The sequence below is a fragment of the Citrobacter sp. Cb028 genome (genome assembly GCF_030336705.1).
Taxonomy (GTDB): Bacteria; Pseudomonadota; Gammaproteobacteria; order Enterobacterales; family Enterobacteriaceae; genus Citrobacter; species Citrobacter braakii.
The window spans coordinates 1-20,370 of the sequence record NZ_JAOWCZ010000033.1 but is presented as its reverse complement, the minus strand read 5'-3'; the positions used below and the strand labels follow the sequence as shown (position 1 = coordinate 20,370).

21 protein-coding genes, 1 tRNA gene and 1 pseudogene are annotated in these 20,370 nt (G+C 43.1%); all 23 read left to right on the top strand.

Annotated elements, in window-relative coordinates:
- Positions 1-40: 40 nt before the first annotated feature.
- Entirely contained in the window at positions 41-388 is a 348-nt protein-coding gene (cutA, locus tag OGV75_RS09230; RefSeq protein ID WP_003025447.1) for a divalent cation tolerance protein CutA, read from the top strand.
- A complete protein-coding gene (locus OGV75_RS09225; RefSeq protein WP_286480584.1) occupies positions 364-2,073 on the top strand; it encodes a protein-disulfide reductase DsbD in 1,710 nt (569 codons plus the stop codon). Before cutA ends, OGV75_RS09225 begins: the two co-directional genes overlap by 25 nt.
- Before the next feature lie 36 nt (positions 2,074-2,109).
- Positions 2,110-2,685 (top strand): transcriptional regulator, encoded by a 576-nt coding sequence (locus OGV75_RS09220; protein WP_286480583.1) that lies wholly within the window; start codon positions 2,110-2,112, stop codon positions 2,683-2,685.
- 67 nt (positions 2,686-2,752) lie between these two features.
- On the top strand, positions 2,753-4,765 hold the full coding sequence (locus OGV75_RS09215; protein ID WP_286480582.1) for a DUF1176 domain-containing protein: 2,013 nt from the start codon (positions 2,753-2,755) through the stop codon (positions 4,763-4,765).
- A gap of 115 nt (positions 4,766-4,880) precedes the next feature.
- Positions 4,881-4,956 (top strand) — tRNA-Phe (locus tag OGV75_RS09210).
- A gap of 1,055 nt (positions 4,957-6,011) precedes the next feature.
- Complete coding sequence (locus OGV75_RS09205) at positions 6,012-6,725, top strand: winged helix-turn-helix domain-containing protein (protein WP_053390126.1); 714 nt, start codon at positions 6,012-6,014, stop codon at positions 6,723-6,725.
- Entirely contained in the window at positions 6,673-7,206 is a 534-nt protein-coding gene (locus tag OGV75_RS09200) for a hypothetical protein (protein ID WP_053390127.1), read from the top strand. The genes OGV75_RS09205 and OGV75_RS09200 overlap by 53 nt, the downstream gene beginning before the upstream one ends.
- 198 nt (positions 7,207-7,404) lie before the next feature.
- Positions 7,405-7,644 (top strand): Flp family type IVb pilin, encoded by a 240-nt coding sequence (locus tag OGV75_RS09195; RefSeq protein WP_053390128.1) that lies wholly within the window; start codon positions 7,405-7,407, stop codon positions 7,642-7,644.
- 90 nt (positions 7,645-7,734) lie between these two features.
- Complete coding sequence (locus OGV75_RS09190; protein ID WP_053390129.1) at positions 7,735-7,989, top strand: hypothetical protein; 255 nt, start codon at positions 7,735-7,737, stop codon at positions 7,987-7,989.
- Between the two features lie 308 nt (positions 7,990-8,297).
- A complete protein-coding gene (locus OGV75_RS09185) occupies positions 8,298-8,744 on the top strand; it encodes an A24 family peptidase (protein WP_053390130.1) in 447 nt (148 codons plus the stop codon).
- Positions 8,745-8,760: 16 nt separating this feature from the next.
- Positions 8,761-9,678: a hypothetical protein gene (locus OGV75_RS09180; RefSeq protein WP_053390131.1), complete on the top strand. Its 918-nt coding sequence runs from the start codon at positions 8,761-8,763 to the stop codon at positions 9,676-9,678.
- The gene (locus OGV75_RS09175; RefSeq protein ID WP_053390132.1) at positions 9,665-10,924 is read left to right on the top strand and encodes a type II and III secretion system protein family protein; all 1,260 of its coding nucleotides are present in this window, start codon (positions 9,665-9,667) and stop codon (positions 10,922-10,924) included. The genes OGV75_RS09180 and OGV75_RS09175 overlap by 14 nt, the downstream gene beginning before the upstream one ends.
- Positions 10,911-11,372: a hypothetical protein gene (locus OGV75_RS09170; RefSeq protein ID WP_053390133.1), complete on the top strand. Its 462-nt coding sequence runs from the start codon at positions 10,911-10,913 to the stop codon at positions 11,370-11,372. Before OGV75_RS09175 ends, OGV75_RS09170 begins: the two co-directional genes overlap by 14 nt.
- A 1-nt stretch (position 11,373) precedes the next feature.
- On the top strand, positions 11,374-12,519 hold the full coding sequence (locus OGV75_RS09165; RefSeq protein ID WP_053390134.1) for a hypothetical protein: 1,146 nt from the start codon (positions 11,374-11,376) through the stop codon (positions 12,517-12,519).
- A gap of 3 nt (positions 12,520-12,522) precedes the next feature.
- A complete protein-coding gene (locus tag OGV75_RS09160) occupies positions 12,523-13,776 on the top strand; it encodes a TadA family conjugal transfer-associated ATPase (RefSeq protein WP_053390135.1) in 1,254 nt (417 codons plus the stop codon).
- A complete protein-coding gene (locus OGV75_RS09155) occupies positions 13,769-14,683 on the top strand; it encodes a type II secretion system F family protein (protein WP_065554869.1) in 915 nt (304 codons plus the stop codon). Before OGV75_RS09160 ends, OGV75_RS09155 begins: the two co-directional genes overlap by 8 nt.
- Positions 14,680-15,591: a type II secretion system F family protein gene (locus tag OGV75_RS09150; protein WP_065554868.1), complete on the top strand. Its 912-nt coding sequence runs from the start codon at positions 14,680-14,682 to the stop codon at positions 15,589-15,591. Before OGV75_RS09155 ends, OGV75_RS09150 begins: the two co-directional genes overlap by 4 nt.
- A complete protein-coding gene (locus tag OGV75_RS09145) occupies positions 15,588-16,331 on the top strand; it encodes a tetratricopeptide repeat protein (protein ID WP_053390202.1) in 744 nt (247 codons plus the stop codon). The genes OGV75_RS09150 and OGV75_RS09145 overlap by 4 nt, the downstream gene beginning before the upstream one ends.
- 3 nt (positions 16,332-16,334) lie before the next feature.
- A complete protein-coding gene (locus tag OGV75_RS09140; protein WP_131351696.1) occupies positions 16,335-16,799 on the top strand; it encodes a hypothetical protein in 465 nt (154 codons plus the stop codon).
- Complete coding sequence (tadF, locus tag OGV75_RS09135) at positions 16,783-17,307, top strand: tight adherence pilus pseudopilin TadF (RefSeq protein ID WP_286480580.1); 525 nt, start codon at positions 16,783-16,785, stop codon at positions 17,305-17,307. The genes OGV75_RS09140 and tadF overlap by 17 nt, the downstream gene beginning before the upstream one ends.
- Before the next feature lie 13 nt (positions 17,308-17,320).
- Complete coding sequence (locus tag OGV75_RS09130; RefSeq protein ID WP_217124788.1) at positions 17,321-18,964, top strand: hypothetical protein; 1,644 nt, start codon at positions 17,321-17,323, stop codon at positions 18,962-18,964.
- On the top strand, positions 18,951-19,598 hold the full coding sequence (locus tag OGV75_RS09125) for an OmpA family protein (protein ID WP_158083363.1): 648 nt from the start codon (positions 18,951-18,953) through the stop codon (positions 19,596-19,598). Before OGV75_RS09130 ends, OGV75_RS09125 begins: the two co-directional genes overlap by 14 nt.
- 581 nt (positions 19,599-20,179) lie before the next feature.
- A pseudogene (locus OGV75_RS09120) lies at positions 20,180-20,290 on the top strand (acetyltransferase); the annotation flags it as partial.
- Positions 20,291-20,370 lie beyond the last annotated feature (80 nt).

Genomic DNA, 20,370 nt, shown 5'->3' with positions numbered 1-20,370 from the left:
ACCACTCTTTAGCTGGTTACTCTGTTCTTTCGAGGTGTTTATGCTTGATGTAAAGAGTCAGGATATTTCCATCCCCGATACCGTTGTGGTGCTCTGTACCGCCCCGGATGAAGCAACCGCCCAGGATCTGGCCGCCAAAGTGCTGGCGGAAAAGCTGGCTGCCTGCGTGACGCTGCTGCCTGGCGCGACCTCCCTCTATTATTGGGAAGGTAAGCTGGAGCAGGAATATGAAGTCCAGATGATTTTAAAAACCACCGTCACACACCAGCAAGCCCTTCTCGATTGCCTGAAGTCACATCATCCATACCAAACGCCTGAACTTCTGGTTTTACCCGTCACTCACGGAGACTTTGATTACCGCTCATGGCTCAACGCATCCTTACGCTGATCCTGCTGCTGTGCAGCACATCTACCTTTGCCGGATTATTTGACGCGCCTGGCCGCTCGCAGTTTGTTCCTGCCGATCGGGCGTTTGTTTTTGATTTTCAGCAAAACCAACACGATCTGAACCTCTCATGGCAGGTTAAAGATGGCTACTATCTGTATCGCAAACAGATAAGCATTACGCCATCTCAGGCCGATATCGCCGAGGTAAAACTACCGCCAGGCGTCTGGCATGAAGATGAGTTTTATGGCAAAAGTGAGATTTACCGTAAACAATTGACTATCCCGGTCACGGTCAATCAGGCTAAATCTGGCGCAACATTAACGGTCACATACCAAGGCTGTGCCGACGCCGGTTTTTGCTATCCGCCTGAAACTAAAACGGTGCCATTAAGTGAAGTGTCTGCCAATACCAGGGCGACACCTGCGCCAGTGCCTGCCACCGATACTTTGCAAGAGAGACCACAACCTGCAACCCAGCTTCCCTTCTCTGCGCTGTGGGCATTGCTAATCGGAATTGGCATCGCATTTACACCTTGCGTATTGCCGATGTATCCGCTGATTTCCGGTATCGTGCTGGGCGGCAAACAACGCTTATCAACCGGACGCGCGCTGCTGCTGACGTTTATCTACGTCCAGGGAATGGCGCTCACTTATACCGCGCTGGGTCTGGTTGTTGCGGCCGCCGGATTGCAGTTCCAGGCTGCGCTACAGCATCCTTACGTCCTGATTGGCCTTGCCGTGGTCTTTACGCTGCTGGCCCTTTCGATGTTTGGCTTGTTCACGCTGCAGCTCCCTTCATCGCTGCAAACACGCCTTACATTGATGAGTAACCGTCAACAAGGCGGTTCCCCCGGTAGCGTCTTTGCGATGGGGGCGATTGCCGGCCTCATCTGTTCTCCTTGTACAACAGCCCCGCTAAGCGCGATTTTGCTGTATATCGCTCAGAGCGGGAACATGTGGCTGGGAGGCGGCACGCTGTATCTGTACGCGCTGGGGATGGGATTACCTCTGATGCTAATTACCGTATTCGGTAATCGTCTGTTACCTAAAAGCGGCCCATGGATGGAACATGTCAAAACCGCTTTTGGCTTTGTCATTCTGGCGCTCCCCGTCTTCTTACTCGAACGCATCATTGGCGACGACTGGGGCGTTCGCCTGTGGTCGCTGTTGGGCGTCGCATTCTTTAGCTGGGCATTTATCACCAGCCTCCAGGCAAAGCACGCCTGGATGCGCATCGTGCAAATTATCCTGTTAGCTGCAGCGCTGGTAAGCGTACGGCCATTGCAGGACTGGGCGTTCGGCGTGCCGCAAGCTCAAACCCAGACACACCTTAACTTCACGCCTGTGGCTTCGGTAGATGCGCTAAATCAGGCGCTGGCACAAGCTAAAGGCAAGCCCGTGATGTTGGATCTGTATGCTGACTGGTGCGTGGCCTGTAAGGAGTTTGAGAAGTATACGTTTAGCAATCAGCAGGTTCAGCAAGCGCTAGGCGACACGGTGCTTTTGCAGGCGGATGTGACTGCAAATAATGCCCAGGATGTCGCTCTGCTGAAACATCTACAAGTTTTAGGTTTGCCGACTATTTTGTTCTTTGACGCCGAGGGGAAAGAGCATCCGGAGGCTCGGGTAACCGGCTTTATGGATGCCGCGACCTTCAGCGCACATTTGCGCGATCGCCAACCGTGAGCGACACTTGCAACAAGAAATACGGAGGAGAATACCGTGCAACGTGAAGATGTCCTGGGAGAAGCCCTGAAATTACTTGAGGTTCAAGGGATAGCCAATACCACACTGGAAATGGTGGCCGAACGTATCGATTATCCTCTTGATGAACTACAACGCTTTTGGCCCGACAAAGAGGCCATTCTGTACGATGCGTTACGTTACCTCAGCCAGCGGGTGGATATCTGGCGGCGTCAACTTTTGCTGGATGACACCCTGAGCGCTGAACAGAAATTACTGGCACGCTACACCGCGCTGTCCGAATGCGTGAGCAATAATCGCTATCCAGGCTGCCTGTTTATCGCCTCCTGTACGTTTTACCCCGATCCCGGGCATCCGATCCATCAGTTAGCCGATCAGCAAAAAAAGGCGGCACATGACTTCACCCATGAGCTGCTGACGACGCTGGAAGTTGACGACCCAGCAATGGTCGCCAAACAGATGGAACTGGTGCTGGAGGGCTGTCTGAGCCGCATGCTGGTGAATCGTAGCCATGCTGATGTCGAAACGGCACACCGTCTGGCTGAAGATATCCTGCGCTTTGCTCAGTGCCGTATGGGCGGTGCGCTGACTTAATTCGGATTTCGTAACTTTTGTGAACCGCATATAATTTCGGCAATACCGACATATTAAAAGGAATTATATGCGTCTCGCGCACTGCATTCTCCTCGCAGGTTTTATCTCTGCCCCCCTGTATGCCAATCCATTAAACGGTTTTTCGTTTGCACATAAAGACTGGGAAGTTGCGTGTGATAATACGGGTACCTGTCGGGCAGCAGGTTATAGTGACCATGCGGTAAGCGTACTGCTCACACGTGCGGCTGGCCCCGACACCAGCGTGTATGTCGAGGTTGCTTTTGCACAGCGTACGGCGAATCAACCCTCCCTGAAAGACGCCACGCTTTTTATTGATGGTCAAAAGCAAGGCGCGCTAACGTTTTCCGCAGAGGGATATTTTAAACTCAACTACCAACAGCGAAAGGTGTTTCTGGACGCCTTACGTCAGGACAATACCATTGAGTTTGCAGCAGATGGCGAACGATTACTGCTTTCTAATGCAGGTTCGAGCGCTGTGCTGCTGAAAATGGATGAATTCCAGAAACGCATCAATACCCAAAGCGCTGTGCTGCATCCAGGAGATAAAACCAGTAATGATGTGCTTAACGATGAGCCTGCCCCACTTATCATCACCCAACCCGTCATCCGCACGCCGGACGTGGAACCATTAACGACCGCGCAGCGACAAAAAATAGAACCCCAAATTAGGGTCACTCCCGAGATGAATTGCCGCGAACTGGAAGAGGGTCAGGAACGCATTTATTACCGCATTCCGGTGGATAAACAACATGTACTCATTCAAACCGAATGCTTTGATAGCTCACGTACCATCCTCTGGCTAACCAATACTGAACTAACTTCTTCGCCTAAACTAATCACGAGTGATGCCAGTGAATATGAGAACGGTGAGATAGCCCGTTTCAGCGATCCCATTCAGCTCTGGGTCTGGGAGGGTAACAACTTCACCTTGCGCGACGAATACCGCAGCGGCGGACAAGGAAACCTTTCTGTTGGCGGTGTCTGGACGCTCCCTACGTTCGTTAGCATCGTACGTTCTCAGTCTGATGTAGACACGGATAACACGGCCCTAAAAACGCTACGTAGCGCCGTAGAGAGCATGCAAAAAAGCGATCCGGGCTTAGAACTGAGCAAAATCGCCAGTCAGTTTCCATTAATCGGTCAAATCACTGATTTCAGGATCTCTTACGCTGAAGACTCAACAGAACCAACCGCGAAACCCTCCCCTGAGATTAGCGATGATGAGTGGCAGGCATTTTCCCGCACAACGTTTAGTGTCGATTCGGAAAATGGAGGCGTGAACTTTACGCTCATTGATCTGGATGACGACGGTAAACGCGATCTCATCATCAACAGCTACGTTGGTGGCACAGGATTATTCAGCTACACCGGCGTACTCAAACGCGGTGATAATGCCTTCGTCGTCGTTAATGGCAAACAGGATGACGATAACTTTGGCGTACCCGGGGCGCTATTTTCGGAGAATGGGCGCGGCGCCAACCAGTGGAGCCAATGGGTGCGCATCAACGGTAAGGTTTACGCTCTCTGGTACAACGGCTTATATAATGAAGATAAGCTATATCTGTTGCGTCCATTTAGCCCAGACGAGAAGGCTCCCGTCGTAGCCGTCCACTATCGCTATGAATACGATATGAATTCAATCGAACCACGGGAAGAAGGACAACCCCTACTCCCGAAATTGAATACCAAAGACAAAACAAAGCTCATTACCGAACTGAACAAAATGCAAAGCATTCTTTTACAAAACCAACAGGCAAGCGACGGCGTTTCCCCAATCTGCCCAATCCCTGCCGGTACGTTGCAGGAAGACGCGGACAATTACAGTTCAGGGATTGCAGGGAACTATACGTCTGAACCTGTCGCAGCCATTCCTGTCTGGGTAAATGGGGAGTGCCTTATCGGTTCTGTCGAGAGTTATTTTGGTAGAGGAGAGTTCATCACTCTCGTTTCGCCAAAAGATCAGGATATTGTCGGAGAGTATTCAGTTACCGGCACACGCCATGTAACATCCATTAAAAGTGAATGGGTTCCCCGCGAAGGCGATAACGGTGGGCTGTAATTTTGAGCAAAACCCTCGAGAAAACAGCGAAATCGCTGCATAGTTAAGCAACCGACAGAAAAAGCGAGAAATTTGGTTGACGGGGTGTCCGGATTACGGTTTAATGCGCCCCGTTGCCCGGATAGCTCAGTCGGTAGAGCAGGGGATTGAAAATCCCCGTGTCCTTGGTTCGATTCCGAGTCCGGGCACCACTATTCATAAGGCCTCGCTGAAAAGCGAGGCTTTTTCCTTTTCTGGCTACGGTAAATTTCTGGTCGTTACGGCACGTTAATTGTTTGCTGGATTTCTCGCCATTTTCGCAGATGTTCGTTACTTTTAGACACCTCAACACCCTCTGATGTGTCTCTTCCTTACCCCACTGCTACGGTCTTTCTACGGTCCTCTACGGTTCCTTTCTCTAAGATTATTCATAATGAAGCAGAGAATACTGGGAAATGGGGGATTTCATAATTTACCTTATTTAACAACAAATTACCTGACCCTGCCCCCGGGGGAAGACCGGGGAGACTCCTCTTCAGGCAAGGGGGAAAAACTCAGCGTCATCAACCCCCCTTGTCAGTCGGGTGTTTCCACCATTTACTCCACCTGTAATATTCCTATTTCCCCTTACGATTCTTCGCATCAGCAAAATTCCCCGCTTTCCACGTCATAGTATGATGATTTACCAGTAGAACTGGTAATTGAGTTATGGAGTGACCCCGGGCCCATAGACAAATCTGCCCTATAGAGGTGTAGCAGGAGGGAAAGGGGGGACGGGCTAAACCGCCAGAAAGGTAAAAATAAGGTGCCGCTGGAGCTGCAGCTTTGGTCTGGGGTATGGGACCCCATTAGCAAGTTATCACTTTTATAAAAAATGAAATATATATTGAACGTGGGCCGGGTAATTGAATTATAGCGTAATGCCGGGTGCGAAATTCTTTACGTTATGCTTACATTTTATGACTAAACTTGCAGATACAGAAAGTTAGTTTATATGGCAACCATTACCAGAGAGAGGATTTCCGGATAAATAGAATATAAAATACGACTTGTTTAGCATTCGTTTAGAAATGAAAAGCTTGTATTTTTATGAAATATGAACCAGAAATCTCGCGTTACGAAAAAGAGTGCCACTAAGCGAGATAATATATCGCATAAAATAATAAACATTGTATTTTCTCGTTGATTTAACATATATAGACAAAAATAGTGATTTGTAATTTTCCGTTCTTATAATGGTGGTACAGAAAGACGAAGGACATTTCATATGGTTACTGTAGATGACTGCAACGATAGCGACCTTAATTTAGACAACAAAAATGTGTATCTCAAAGGTGAAATGATCGCTTTACGGGCGAAGGAAAAATGTCTTCTGGAGATTCTTTTAAATACATCTCCGGCCTGTATCTCACGCCAGAAAATTGCAGAGGAAGTATGGAATGGGCGATTTGTAAGTGATTTTACAATAAATCAAACGATCAACTCGCTACGTAGGAAAATTAAGGACAATGATAGGCAATTGATAAAGACGAAGCCTCGGGAAGGTTATGTTATTGATAAGGATATTGCAGCTCTGTTTACGTTCGATAGCGACATCGGTCCCACGTGTGAACCTGAGGATTTAGCATCCAGCGAAGCTAATGCGTTGATCGTCATTACCGACCACTCTGTAAAGCATGAAATGTTAAATAATCATAAAAAAAGTATCAGGGCGCGTAAAAAGCTATCATTAAGGGTCATTGTATTGATGTCACTGTTGTTGGCCTGCAGTATGGCGGGAGTCGGTGTTGGTGTCATAAGGGAATATTCGAAAGATGAAATTAATCAGTTTTATCTTGATGGTGTGAAATTCACTTTTCATAAAGAACGCATAGATTATCAGTTGAACAAAAGGAATGTGAATTGTCATTTAGTCAGAAGGACGCTTGATGATGGCGAAATTGTCGATACCAATACAACGCTCTGCAATACATCGCTTTAAATACTTGATACTACTTGCTGCACTGATCTTTTTTGCTGTTGGCCTTGCCTGGTTTGACGGTAAACGTGAGCAGAGCATTTTTACATCAAGCTACCATGGAATATTGCGGTCAAATGAAAACAATTATGTTGTCAAAGTGAATGTAACCTTTGATATCGACGATAAAATGACTTTTATAAAGGTTACCAGAGATAAAAGCAAACTGGCTGTATCTGAAAATACGTATCGTGCGGAAAGCTATGTTGAATTCAAAACATTATCATTGCAAAAACAGTCTTTTACAAAAGCCACTATCTCAGGAAGAGCTCAGACGACGAGCGGAATGAAAAAATTTGAAGAGACACGTTTTATCCCGGTAGCCATGCATCAGAGTCGGGGGCAGTTTGTACTCATCATGAACAATGAAGATATCTTTCCGATTGAAGCTATAAACGAACAGATAAATGATAAACTGGTCTTTATACTTAAAAGAGATCGCTAGTGATTTTATTTATAGAATAAGGTATTTTATTTATATATTTTTTTTGATATGACAAAGGAAGTTCAGCGTCTTACTATGCCGTAATCAAGTTAACGCTTGGTGTAAACAAATAACATATTCTTGCTTGTGTCTACTTGATCCTTGAAATAGACCGACTGAATGTTCTAAGTAACCCATTGTTCATAATTGGAATTGACGATGTTAAACAACATGATTATTAAAGCATACACTGCCGCTCACATTCATATGGCACATAAAGTAAATCACCTAGTCGGTGAGAAGGGAATTACTGCGATTGAATATGCCATTATTGGTGTGGCAATGGCTTCTGGTCTGTTCTACATCTTTGATGAGGGTGGATTCCTCGCCTCCTTGGAAGCCGCATGGAAAACAATGTCTACGAAAATCACAGGTGCGGGCAACATTCTGAATAAGTAATTACGCGGTCATAATGAATAACACTGACCAAATTACAGGTCAGTGTTATATGGCCATGTTATATTCTTCATTTGCAGGTTTGATAATTACGTGATCTATGAAATTCTTCTTAAGTTGTATATCGGTATAAAGCTTGTAGCATTGCCACAGACCGTTAACCATTTCTCCCGTGATGCAGGTGTTACTGCGATTGAATATGCCATTATTGGTGTGGCGATGTCAGCAGGATTATATTTCATTTTTTCCCGGGAGGGTGGGGATTTCTTGATCGCCCTTGTATACGCATGGAAAATTATGGAAGTCAAAATAACATATGCTGAAACTATCTTGACAAGAGGAACTTAAAGAATTTTGTTATTATTGTTGGCACTTGAGATAGCGCAGAAGGAAATCTAAAGGTTTATATCTATTTAAAATTAACTTTATTTGCCAAAGGCAGCAAATCATCTTGTCCAAGATACAGATGTAGCAGCGACTGAATACGCTATTATTGGCGTAGCGACGTCTGCATGAGAGTATTATATCTTTGACGTTCATGGAGGCTCTAATGAAAATTTCTATTATATGGGTAGATTGTATGATGCGTGTACGAAAATGGTATTAGTGATGGGTATAATGGGGTGATTACCTCCCGTCATAGGTACTGAACAAGTATGATTCTTTATATTCTGATTGTTTTAACATCCATATATATTATGTGGATGGATATTCGATACCGGCGCATCCCCAACAAAGCCCTGGTTGTACTGCTTTTCATTGGATTTGCTTACTTACTTGGTTTAGATGAAAGCAATTGCTATGTTAGAGGGGGATATATTATCCCAGCGATCACGTTGTCTTGCGGCATTGCATTATCATATAAAAATATTATCGGGATGGGAGATGTAAAGTTTCTTTTTCTGACCTTGTTATTATGTCCTGAGCAATGGCACATAGCTATTCTCTATGTGGTGATTTTTATTGGTGGATGCTGGTCCCTGCTGTGGCATTTTGTCTTGTGCAAAATACCGCCATTGGGAAAAGTTGATATGATTAAAAAAGGTATTCCTTACGGTATACCTATAGCATTAGCTTTATGCACGTTTACTTTTATCGGTTGAATGAAAGGCGAATTATATGCGCTATAGATATATAGCAATTCTGGCTATTGTCGTGATGTTGGTTGGCGTAATGGGTATTTATAAAAAAGGGGCTGATGATAAGCAACCCATCATTGACGAACGCATCGAAAGCGTATATTTCGTGGCGCAGAAAGATATGCAAAGAGGTGAAATTCCTGAAGGTGACTTTTATACCCGAAAAACGATTAAATTTAACCCTGGGCAACGTCCTGATGAACTGGCAGAAGCGCTGGATGAAAAAAAGATGGATGTTTTGCTTAGCGAAGGTGCAATTGCCGAAACTGAAATCAGTGCAGGGCAGGTTTTGACTCTGGAAAATCTTAAGAATTTGCCAGAAAAAATAGATTCTGAACTTATTGCCTTTCCATTATCGGTAAGTGCTGAAAGTATTCTAAATCCCAAAGTAGCTGACTACGGTTTTGTAGACCTTTATTTGATCTCTAACGATAACAAGATCTATCGTGAAGATTTCTACCAGAAGAGAGGTGGCTCAACAGGTAAAGATTACAAAGATACGCGCGTGAAGAAGTTTGCCAGTAATGTCTGGATTGTTAAAAATGCCAAAGACCGGGCTGGGAAAGAAAAAAAATCTAGTCTGCTGGATATTTCTAAGGGTGATACTATTGATAGAAGTTCCAGTAAATTAGATAAAAGCGGCAATGCGCCCGATACCAGAATTGTTTATGCCTATTTTAACAAGGATGACATTGATAGCGTTATTCAGGCCCAGGTTCTGGGGATGTTCTTTGTTTCACCTGTGACAGTGACCATGCTTAACAAGCCGTTAGCAAGTATCAGCGTCGACTCAAGAGAAATAACCGCTGCGGATATTGTTTCTGGTGCGCCACTGGCAGAGAAGAAAATTAAAGTCATCGAGATTCGAGGAGCAAAAAGTTCAAATGGACGTAATTAATAAAACTCTTGGCGGTTTACTGTTGCTCATGTTCAGTCATGCATGCCTTGCACTTGATATTGATGTTAATAAAACGAAAGAGTACAGAGTTGATTTCGACATTGATACAGTTGTTATTGGTTCTCCCGATGTTGCAGATTTCAGAGTGGTGGATGAACATAACATTTATATTTTTGGCAAAACCAGCGGCCAGACCAATATTATTATCAATGGTAAACAAGGGGAAGCGCGTACGCTTCCGATTTCCGTAAATGATTTTCGTGGTCAGGCTACCGTCATCAATACTTTGCTAGCCAATGAAGGTTTCAAAGAAGTTAAAGCTATCGACATGGGAAATTCTTTAACCATCAGCGGCACCGTCAGCACCAGTGAAGATATTGATTATATAAAAGATCTCGTCCAGGAATACTTTAGTGAGGAGCAAATAAAGTACTCACTGTTCACGCAGAAGAATCAACAGATTAAAATACGTGTTACCGTCGCCGAAGTGTCTAAAGAGGTTACCGAGACGCTGGGAATTGATTGGGGCCAGGGGGCTGTCTCCAGTAACGGAAGCGATTTAACCATCAGTGGTGGGCTTTACAGTTCCATGGTAAAAGGAATGAGTTTCAACTCATTAGGCATTGCAATCAATGCACTTGCAAAAAATAATCTTGCCAATGTTCTCACCACACCCAGTCTGACCGTGACGAATGGCAAGACGGCAAGCTTTCATGGCGGCGGCCAGATTCCTATATTTCAACGTAGTGAAAATGGCTCAACGGTTGAATGGAAAGACTATGGTGTTAAACTTAATTTTGCCCCGGTGATAAATACAGACGCATCTATCAGCATGGATGTAACCGTTGAGTCATCACAAATTGGTGGCTATTACAAATATGAAAACACAGAGTTGCCGACCATTAATACCCGAAATGTCGCGACCTCGGTGCGCATGCGCGATGGGGAAAGCTTTGTTCTTGGTGGATTAATTGATAATAACCAAGCTCAATATGTCAACAAGGTGCCTGGCCTGAGTGATATTCCCATGTTTGGTGCATTATTTAAATCTATAGGTTTTAACAGTGGTAGAAGTGAATTGGTGATTTTTGCGACGGTAGAATATATCAAGCCTACCGAAAAAAATACTATTAGTCTCCCACTTGCCAGTTTTTCCAGTCCATGGGAAACTTTTTTCAATATCAATAAAGTGACCCATAAGTCCACGATGGAATTGTTGAAAGAGGCCGATTATGTCATTGAGTAAAAGATTAATAATTGTGCTTGTTAGCCTGGCTGTCAGCGCATGTAGCGTGCCTGATAACTGGTTAAATACCGTGGATGATAATGTTATCATTATCAAGATTACTACCCAACCAGATGCATATACATTTTTAAAACTAGAGCAAATAATTCTTGAGAACGCCGCCAATGGGTTTGTTAATGCGACGGTTTTCAGTAAAAATGAAAATATAAATGCGGCACATGCAATAGCTGTTAACCTTGTAAACACTTATGCTATTAAATCTGAAGTGGTGGTTAGCGATGCAATCCATGATATACAACTACAGCTTAACAAGTACAATCCAAAAGCCTGCTATGTTAATCAGTTGGATGATTTTAACTGGTATAAAAGTAGCACTCGTGAAATACGTGAATACAATCAATCTGAAATTTGTGCTACCAGCATTAACGATCGGCAATTGAGGATTTAGCATGAATTTTGATAAGTTTAAAAAACGTTTTTCTCCAGCTAAAAAGAAAGATTTAGTTATTTATTTTAGTTCCACTAACAAACAAACATCCGAACTAGAAGAAGCGCTTCGTGTCTATGGCATTGGACTGGAATACCATACTGCCACACCAAAGGATACGATCACGATCATTGAAGACTGGGTGTCAACGTCAAGCCGTCTGTGGTTTATTGTAGATGGTACGTCGTACTCCAGCAGCGATATAGAAGAGTTTGCCATGATTCTTCGCGGGCGCTATCCGGCGGTACTGCTTGGTGATAATAATTCCCTAGATGCATCGTGGAACGCAGAAGAACAAGGTTATGCCGCATACTTTATTAATAATGTTGATTTACCCAGACTAACTAAAACCATTCTTAAAGGATTTGGCTATGTCCGGTCGCGAACCTCGATGACGATTGCGATCTGCAATACAACCCCAGATATTAATTTGAGTTATTACGCCTTCAGAGACTTAAAAAAGAATAAAACGCTTAAATCTTACTCAACATTGTTTATTAACTGTGATCTGGCTAATATTTATTATGATGCCGATCTGGGCGTACGCGCGAATAAGCAAGCGCTACAACATATAACCCGGGATGGTGAAGAATTAGATTCGCTGTCATCCCGTAAGCTTATTAATGCATTTGATGAGCATTTTGACTACATTTCATTCAATTTATTAATGGATGACATATCTATGAGTGATTCAGATGCGCTGGTTAAAGGCATTGATAACTTTATTGATTCTGTCTCAGATATCTACGGGTTTATTTTTATCAATGTACCCTATTATCTAATGACATCCTCAGCAGGAATGAATTTACTGGATAATAGTGATATACGAGTGTTGCTCACCAATGGTCAAATAGAGTCCATTTATAATCTAAACTTTTTACGTAACAAAATATCTTTTAAGCAAGAAAGCAATGGTAAAGGTAAAGACAAATTGTTCTGCTTACGGCAACCTTTGCACCATGCCGGGTTGCGTATAACCGATAATGATATTCATTCCAAACTTGGGGTTAAGGTTGACTTCTCTACCACCATGTTAAGAGAGGAATCTTTTTTAAGTCGATTCAAAAAAGATAACACCATAAATATCATTGACTTTATTTTCAGGTAAGTTATGCAAATCAAAGAATATGAGAAAGTACGCAGCCTTTTGGTGGAGCGACTAAAAATAGATGGAAATAATGTTGTTGATATTGTTGAAACACTGGATTCAATTGAGACTCAACTGATTTCAATTCTCGATAGTGAAAATATCATTATCACCAGACGCAATATAGATAAGCTGGTAAAAAGTTACTATGATGATATATTTGGCCTTGGCCCATTGCAGGAGTTGTTAAATGACACCTCGGTAAATGATATTATGGTAAACGGGACATCTTCACTTTATATTGAAAGAGCGGGGAAGTTGATTCGGCTGGAATCTATCTTTAAAAACAACGATCAGATAATGCGCGTTGCACAAAGAATCGTGGCAGCGATAGGCAGACGAGTGGATGAAAGTTCACCGATGGTGGATGCACGCTTACAAGATGGTAGCCGCGTAAATATTATTGTTCCGCCGATAGCTCTGGATGGCTGTACTATCTCAATCCGTAAGTTTAAAGAAGATAAGCTGGGTCTGATGGAACTGATAAATTTTTCTTCCATGACCCCGGAGATGGCGCATTATCTGAGTCTGATGGTGCGCGTTAAAGCGAATATTATTATCTCTGGCGGCACAGGCTCGGGTAAAACGACGTTGTTAAATGCACTCTCCAATGAAATTAACGATGGCGACAGGGTAGTGACAATAGAAGATGCGGCGGAATTACAGATCCAAAAGGCGCATGTTGTCAGACTGGAATCCCGCCCGAAAGGTGTTGACGGTGAGGGCAATATCAGCATACGTGACTTGGTGATTAACTCACTCCGTATGCGCCCGGACCGCATTATTATTGGTGAGTGCCGTGGTGAAGAAGCCTTTGAAATGTTGCAGGCAATGAATACCGGGCACGATGGGTCATTCTCAACCATTCACGCCAATACGCCAAAGGATGCGTTGGTTCGTCTGGAAAGTATGCTGTCGATGGCCAATCCCAATATTCCTACCAGAACATTAAAAGGACAGATCTCTCAGGCTGTAGACATTATTGTACAATGTGCTCGTTTGTCGAACGGTGAACGTAAGGTTACCTGTATCAGCGAGATCGGTGGTATTGAAGGGGATGTGATACAAAGCCAGGATGTTTTCGTCCTTAACAGCGTTAAAAAAAATGATGGTACACAGGTGTATCAGCAACAACGTAATTTTTCGCATTCTCTTCTGGATCGTAAAGTCGCATTTTATGGTTTGCAGCAGGAGTTGAAGGAAATTATCAATGACTAGCTTTTTTGCTTTCATATTTTTTTGTCTCCTGCCTGGCTGGGTTATTTTTAAACGAGTTAAGACTCAATATCTCAATCGCAAGCTTGCTGCGATCATGGGCGATGATTTTATAGAAAGCAAGGCGAAAACAGTGTCTAAAAAGACATTGGGGTCGTATTTTAGTGGCAGTTCGTCACCGGATTTTATTCTTATTTATGGCATTAAGAATGTTGTCACGGCATCTATTCTGACGTTCGGCTACGTATGTTTTGTGGGGTTTTGTTGCATAACGTTTAAGACTTCGCCTTTGACGTATGCGCTGTCTGTTGGGACGACGTTTGCCATTGCAGTTTATGTCGTACGTAAAAAATACCAGAAAGCATTCAGTGACTACTTTGAAGTTCATTTTCCGTATGCGCTGCGATTGATTAGCCGTAACCTCGCCGTGGGCCAAACGCTTTATGCTTCCGTCGATTCAGTTTCGATTAACCTGGCTGGCATTATGCAGAGAGAGTTTAAGCGAATTTCATTGCAGCTAAAAAGCGGAGTCAGTTTCGAAGAAATACTGGATAAGGGCGAAGAAATCTATCCTTACAAGGGATACTATGTTTTTAGCTCTTACCTGAAAATTTCTGTGCAGAAAGGCAGCAGTTTAAAGGACACATTGATGGCTCTGGCGGATGACTTAATTGCCGCACAGATAATCAAAAAGAAGACCAGAGCGCTGACTTCTGAATCGCGTGGGGCTGCTTTTATTCTAGCAACCTTGCCTGCGATAATGCTCGGTGTGATGTATTCTTTTGCACATGCGAATTTTATTTATTTGTTTAATGAACTTTATGGGCGCTATGTTCTGATTTATGTGGTCATTAGCGTTTCGCTAGGTTTTGTAATTATATCGCGGATGATTCAAAAGGTTGAACTGTGATCCAGATAGTTTCCATTATCCTTTTTGCTTTTGGTGTTGTTGTATTCTTCTTTGTTATAAGAAAACAAAAAAAAGAAGAGGAATATTACGATAGATTTTATTTTATCGTTTCTAAACATAATACCATCACAGAGTATTTAAGTTTTTCTAACAGAGCGAAGTATATATTTAACCACCTGAAAGAAAAGATATATAAATTTAACGAAAAGTATCTGAGCCAGACTCAGTTTCATGAGTTGGTAAGGAATGCTGGCTACTATAACCATGAGCAAAGCACCCTGTTCTATCTTGGTGTATTTGCTGCATATTTGGTCTTGCTGGCAATGTTGGTGGTTAAGGCAACGTTTGGTGATATACCTTTCTATGCGTTTCCGGTGTGGAGTACGATTTTTTATATTGGTTTAAAGATACATCTTGAGCGTAAACATAAAAAACAACTTCTGAAGTTCAGAACAAACTTTGTCTATTTTCTTGATCTCATGTCAACCTGCATCAAAACCGGGATGACGTTAACCTCTTCGGTAGATGCTATATCACCCTTGCTTCATCGCTTTTCTCCGTTACTGGGACAAAGTATATCTAACTTTGGTAATACCATAAAATATGCTTCACTGAATGAGGCCTGCGATCGTCTTTACCTAGAAGTTCCCCTTTCTGAAGTTCAGGAGTTTAATTCTACGGTGAAGAACTCGGCGCAGTTTGGGGCGGGCATGCACAGCAGTCTGCAAAACCTTGCGCAAGAGATACGGCAGTTTCATTTTATTGAAACGGAAGAAAAAATTGGTGCAGTGAATGCAAAGATGGGTATTCCATTAATTTTGTTTATCATGTTTCCTATTATTGTGGAAATTATTTTACCTGGCCTATTACGCTCCATGCAAAATCTCTCGTTGGATATGATTTCATGAAAAAGTTTCTTGTTTTATTTGTTCTACTGGCCTGTTCTTGCTCGCAGGTTAATAGTTCCAAGGATACCAGACTAACTGCCGCGCTAGCGGTAGAAGTCGGTGCGCTTGAAAAGGCCCTGGAACTTACTCGGGTGGAGGCTCAAAATAATATTTATGATGTTGATGTTCGCTTCCGCCTTGCTGATATCTATCATCAGCTTAATCGTTACGACATGGAAAATAGCGAGCTGACCGCGCTGAGCAAAATGGTTGATGCCAGTAGCCGACATTATTCCCGTCTGAAAATTGCGCTATTGCGGAACAATTTGTTACGTAATGAGCTGGATAGCGCAATTGAACATTATGAAGATCTCAATCAGTCGAGTTCGGTTCTGGCCGATGAAGATAAAGGGAAAGGTATGATGTATGTAGCCATCGCCTATTGTAAAAAAAATGCTTTTAATACCTGCATAGCACTTCTGGAGAAGGCAAAGCAATTTTTGCCTGGCAATGACGCCCTCGCGCAGAATATCAATCTGGCAAAGTGGATGAAGAAGACTAAAGCCGGTAATGCGACGCCAGTCGCAGATGTTTTTTATCAGGCCTATCAGGAGCAAGATAGTGAACAAATTTTCTCAAATCTGATCCTTAGTCTCGTCAGCGAAGGTAGCACTGGACGGGCTTATGATCTACTTTTAACCCGTTATTCTATCGACGACGCCAATATTATTATGAAAGAACTTAAAGCCAGTAAAATATAAAATATGACCCAGCTTTTAAACGATTTCGAATCTGAGTCAGGAGTTGCATCAATAGAAACCTCTATGGTTTTTTTGATTATCTTTATGTTTATCATGTTTACCTATGAGATATTGAAATTTCAAAATGATATGGCAATGATCGCCTTGAATGAATCCCTGGCCACCGAAAGAAGCGATCTTGCCTTGCTTAAGAGTGAACCAGACAAGTTATCTTTTGATTTTGACGAACAGATAAAATCTCTGGGAACAGGAAACTATTTTAATTCATTGAAATATAAGCCATCTGCCGTCGAGTGTTATAGTGATATTTCAAAAACAACGGCCGAAAAATGTAGTGAAAAAAGTAAAATAATCAAATTTAGTTATGAGGTCAAACGCTTGGCATCCAGTGATGAAATATGCGAGTTATTTGGCCTTCCTGTTGTTCTGATAAGAGAGACTATCGCTGTTAATGACTACTATAGGTGAACGACTTAACTGTGAAAAAGGCAGTGTCGCAGTTGAGGCCGCCTTTGTATTTTTGTTTTTTTCCGGACTTTTTATTTACGCTCTGCAGCAAACTTACGTGATGGTATTAAGTTATAGTGCTGAAAAAACTTCGGCCCAGGTCGCCAGTCTGATTGCGCAGCGATCCACATTATTTAGTAATAAAAATTTGCAGGCAAAAGATATTGAGCTTTTAAGGCATCATATTCAGGCTCTTGGGGAATCGTCGAAAGAGTTTTTCGATCTTTATGTCGAAGAGGTTGCCTATCAGACAGATGCCTATCAGGTAATCCATATTCCTTCAAAGGACGGGACACAATGTTCTTTGAAAAAAAAGCTATCGGCTTATAGCTTCAATGTTCAAACTTCTTTTGCCAAAAATAACGGAATGTATAGAGTTACCGTCTGCCGTAAAATAAGTAATATGTTTTATTCTGATGGTGATCTCGTTATTGGCAGCAGTTCGGTGATGCCTGGACATCATCATTGATAGAGAATCATAAATGAAATTACAAACGCATTTTTTCTCTGAAAAGGGAAGCTTAATGCCGCTATGGGCTATTGGTGGCATGATGGTGATGATCTCAATATTCTGGGTAGAAAACACTTCATTTTCTATCCTGGATAAACTAAGAAATATCCATATTACCAGCGCTGTCGCTCGGACTTCCCTGATCGATCATGGTCGTTCGCAGACAGCGCTTAATGAGATTGTCAGCGCATCGGGTACAAGCCCCTTTAAGTATACGCAGAAGTTCAAGTATGCTTCCGTAGAGGATATGGAGGAGTTGAAAGATAATGATCGGCTGCAGGAAATTATTTCAGCAAGAACAAATACTTCGCAAACCACCACTGTCCCCTTTGAAACATTGAATGATTCGCTGCACTTAAGCAAACATCTCAATATTACTTCTCTGGATAATACGGTTAAGGTCCTTCATCCTTTAAATATACATCTGGCCGTTGAAAGTACTCCTGAAAATAAACCGAATATGAGCCGCGTTAGTCAGCCCCTTTATAATGCCATAAAACGGTTAACGGGTGATGCTGCGGATACCAGGGTCAATATTATTCCCTATTCTTATCGCGTCAATAATGCCGGTAGATGTTATACGGGAATTAACCGTGGTGACGACTTTAGTTTTGTCTGGTGGGAGAACGCTTTTAGGGAGGAAGATCTTCTGACATCCTATAAGTCGCAACTTACCTCTGCAAAAAATAACTTTTCCAGTACCAATAGTTCTATCGTTACTCTGGACAGAAAGTTAGCCGATCTTAAGAAAGAACAGACTAAGTATAAACCGGGCACCGAAGAGTATGCTGAGTTGCAAAAGCAAATTGATTCAGTTAATAACCAGTTGACTTCGCTTACCAATAGCCTGCCGCAGCTTGAGGCTAGCATTGATAATGCTCAGGAAAAGGTAGATAAACAAACCAAGGTTGTTGAAGACCTCCAGGCAAGTGAAAACTATATAAAATTCCTGCCGTTGGCGCAGCACTATGCAAAGCGCTACCAGAATTATCGCTATTTCGAAGATTACACAGATGAGGTAGCAAATCAGGGTGATTTTTCCATGCCCGAAGAAAACTATTCTCAGTCTGCGTCGAAAATCACGTTATCGCCAACGGTTCACTATGCACTTTCTGTCTCCAGAAATAATTATTTTGGCGACACGAATACCTGCCCATCGACTGTGGTTAGCAGCAATATGTCCTCACCGGAAAGCGTTAAATCCGCGCTTAACTCAATAGACTATTCCGGGAAAGATCTGTTGGCGCTGGAAGGGTTGCTTTGGGCCGGAAGAAGTTTTTTTTCGGGGAGTTCAAGCCTTACCCGCAATGTGGTGATTATGTTTATCTCAGGGAAAGATGATTCCATCGATCCAGAAACCTTAGCTGGCGTTCAGGAAGCTTGTACAACCATTAAGAATACCTTCTCTTCAGGAAAGGTAAGTAAACTCGTGGTGGTGGCACCGGATGCGGATGCTGCTGATAACTATGTGGCTTTGCAATGCGCCACGAGCTGGAATAACGATACCGGCTTTATTTTTCTTGATAATTATGTCGATGATTTCGACAAAGAAATCGAAACGCGTTTTATACATTATTTTTCCCAGGAGTCGACGACCCGTAATGTCAATGGTTAAATATTATTTCATCTGCTTCTCGTTTATATCGGGTATATCCTTTGCAAAGCCGATGGAGGGAATGACGACTTTTAACTGTGAAAACCGCAGTGTGACTCATTCCAACTCTCTAATAAAAAACAAAAAAAATGACGCCTTGAATTATGATGGTACAACGCGCACCGTCATTTCCCAGGAGGCTATTGCGCGAGCGAAGAAAACACGTTTGTTTTTGGATCATCTTGATAAACTCTGTTCGCCCCGTCTTGCGGGCGAGCAAAGTAACTATATGGAAATCCTTCAAAACCAGCTGAAAGTGAGTCCGCAGCTGATTGGCAGCGTGTACTTTTCTCCTGCTAGCGCGCATGCGAATCGAAACCGGCAAGACCTCAGCAATATACGTAATGCCATTGCGCAATATTCGGCTGAGGATTATATACTGTTGATTGTCGGTAGTACGGATGCTACAGGGGAAGATTCTTTTAATGACTGGCTGTCTTTAAGGCGAGCACAGTACCTTGCTCATCAAGTAGTGGCAAAGAATTTTGATACCTTTCTTATTCCCTTGGGCAAAAAGGGAGCAACCGATGAGCGTCTAGAGAGCAATCCACGCTTCAGACGTGCTGACCTTTATTTGCTGAAAAAAGGTATTTAACTTCATACTTAATGCAAGTATCGTCTGACAAAACTGTAGTGGTCAAGTAGTATTGGCCACGGTTTACAGTAAAAATGGCATCTGTTCTCTGATTCTTCTGGGGGCAGCCCATCACTATAATGGTGAGGTCGGAATCGCCAGGAATCAGATCAGATATTGCTGGGGATGTAATTACTTTGCTTGCTCTGGATGAGGTTCTTTCATCTAATTCAACATAGATGTCAGACCTACGAAGCTACACTGTAATAAGCCATCCATGCTCAATGGTAGATATCTGGTAGCTCCGAAACGCCTCATTTGAACCTCATTTAAGGCTTGTAGCGCCCAACTGAAACATTTTACTTAAGGTAAACCAGTAAAGGGCTGTCAGTTCTACTAGATCGTTTGGTATTTTTTTAAGGGATTGAAAATCCCCGTGTCCTTGGTTCGATTCCGAGTCCGGGCACCACTATTCTAAAGAACCCGCCCTAGAGGCGGGTTTTTGCTTTTATAGTTTCTGATACTTTCCAACCGATCATCTCTCAATATCTTTACTGCTCTACCCCTCACAAAATCCATACGTAAGATTAGTCGTGCCTTTTAACAAGCTGACATCTGGCTTCTATAAGAAGATGGGGTTTAACGTGACGGGACGTACAGAAGTGGACGATCTCGAGCGACAGTACCTGTTACTCAACCCCGTGCACGGATAGCAGGCAATGTGCTGCCGGGAGAGCCTGGTGTGCTGCGCTTCTCAGGCCAACACACCGGTTACAACAGTATGGGCTGGATA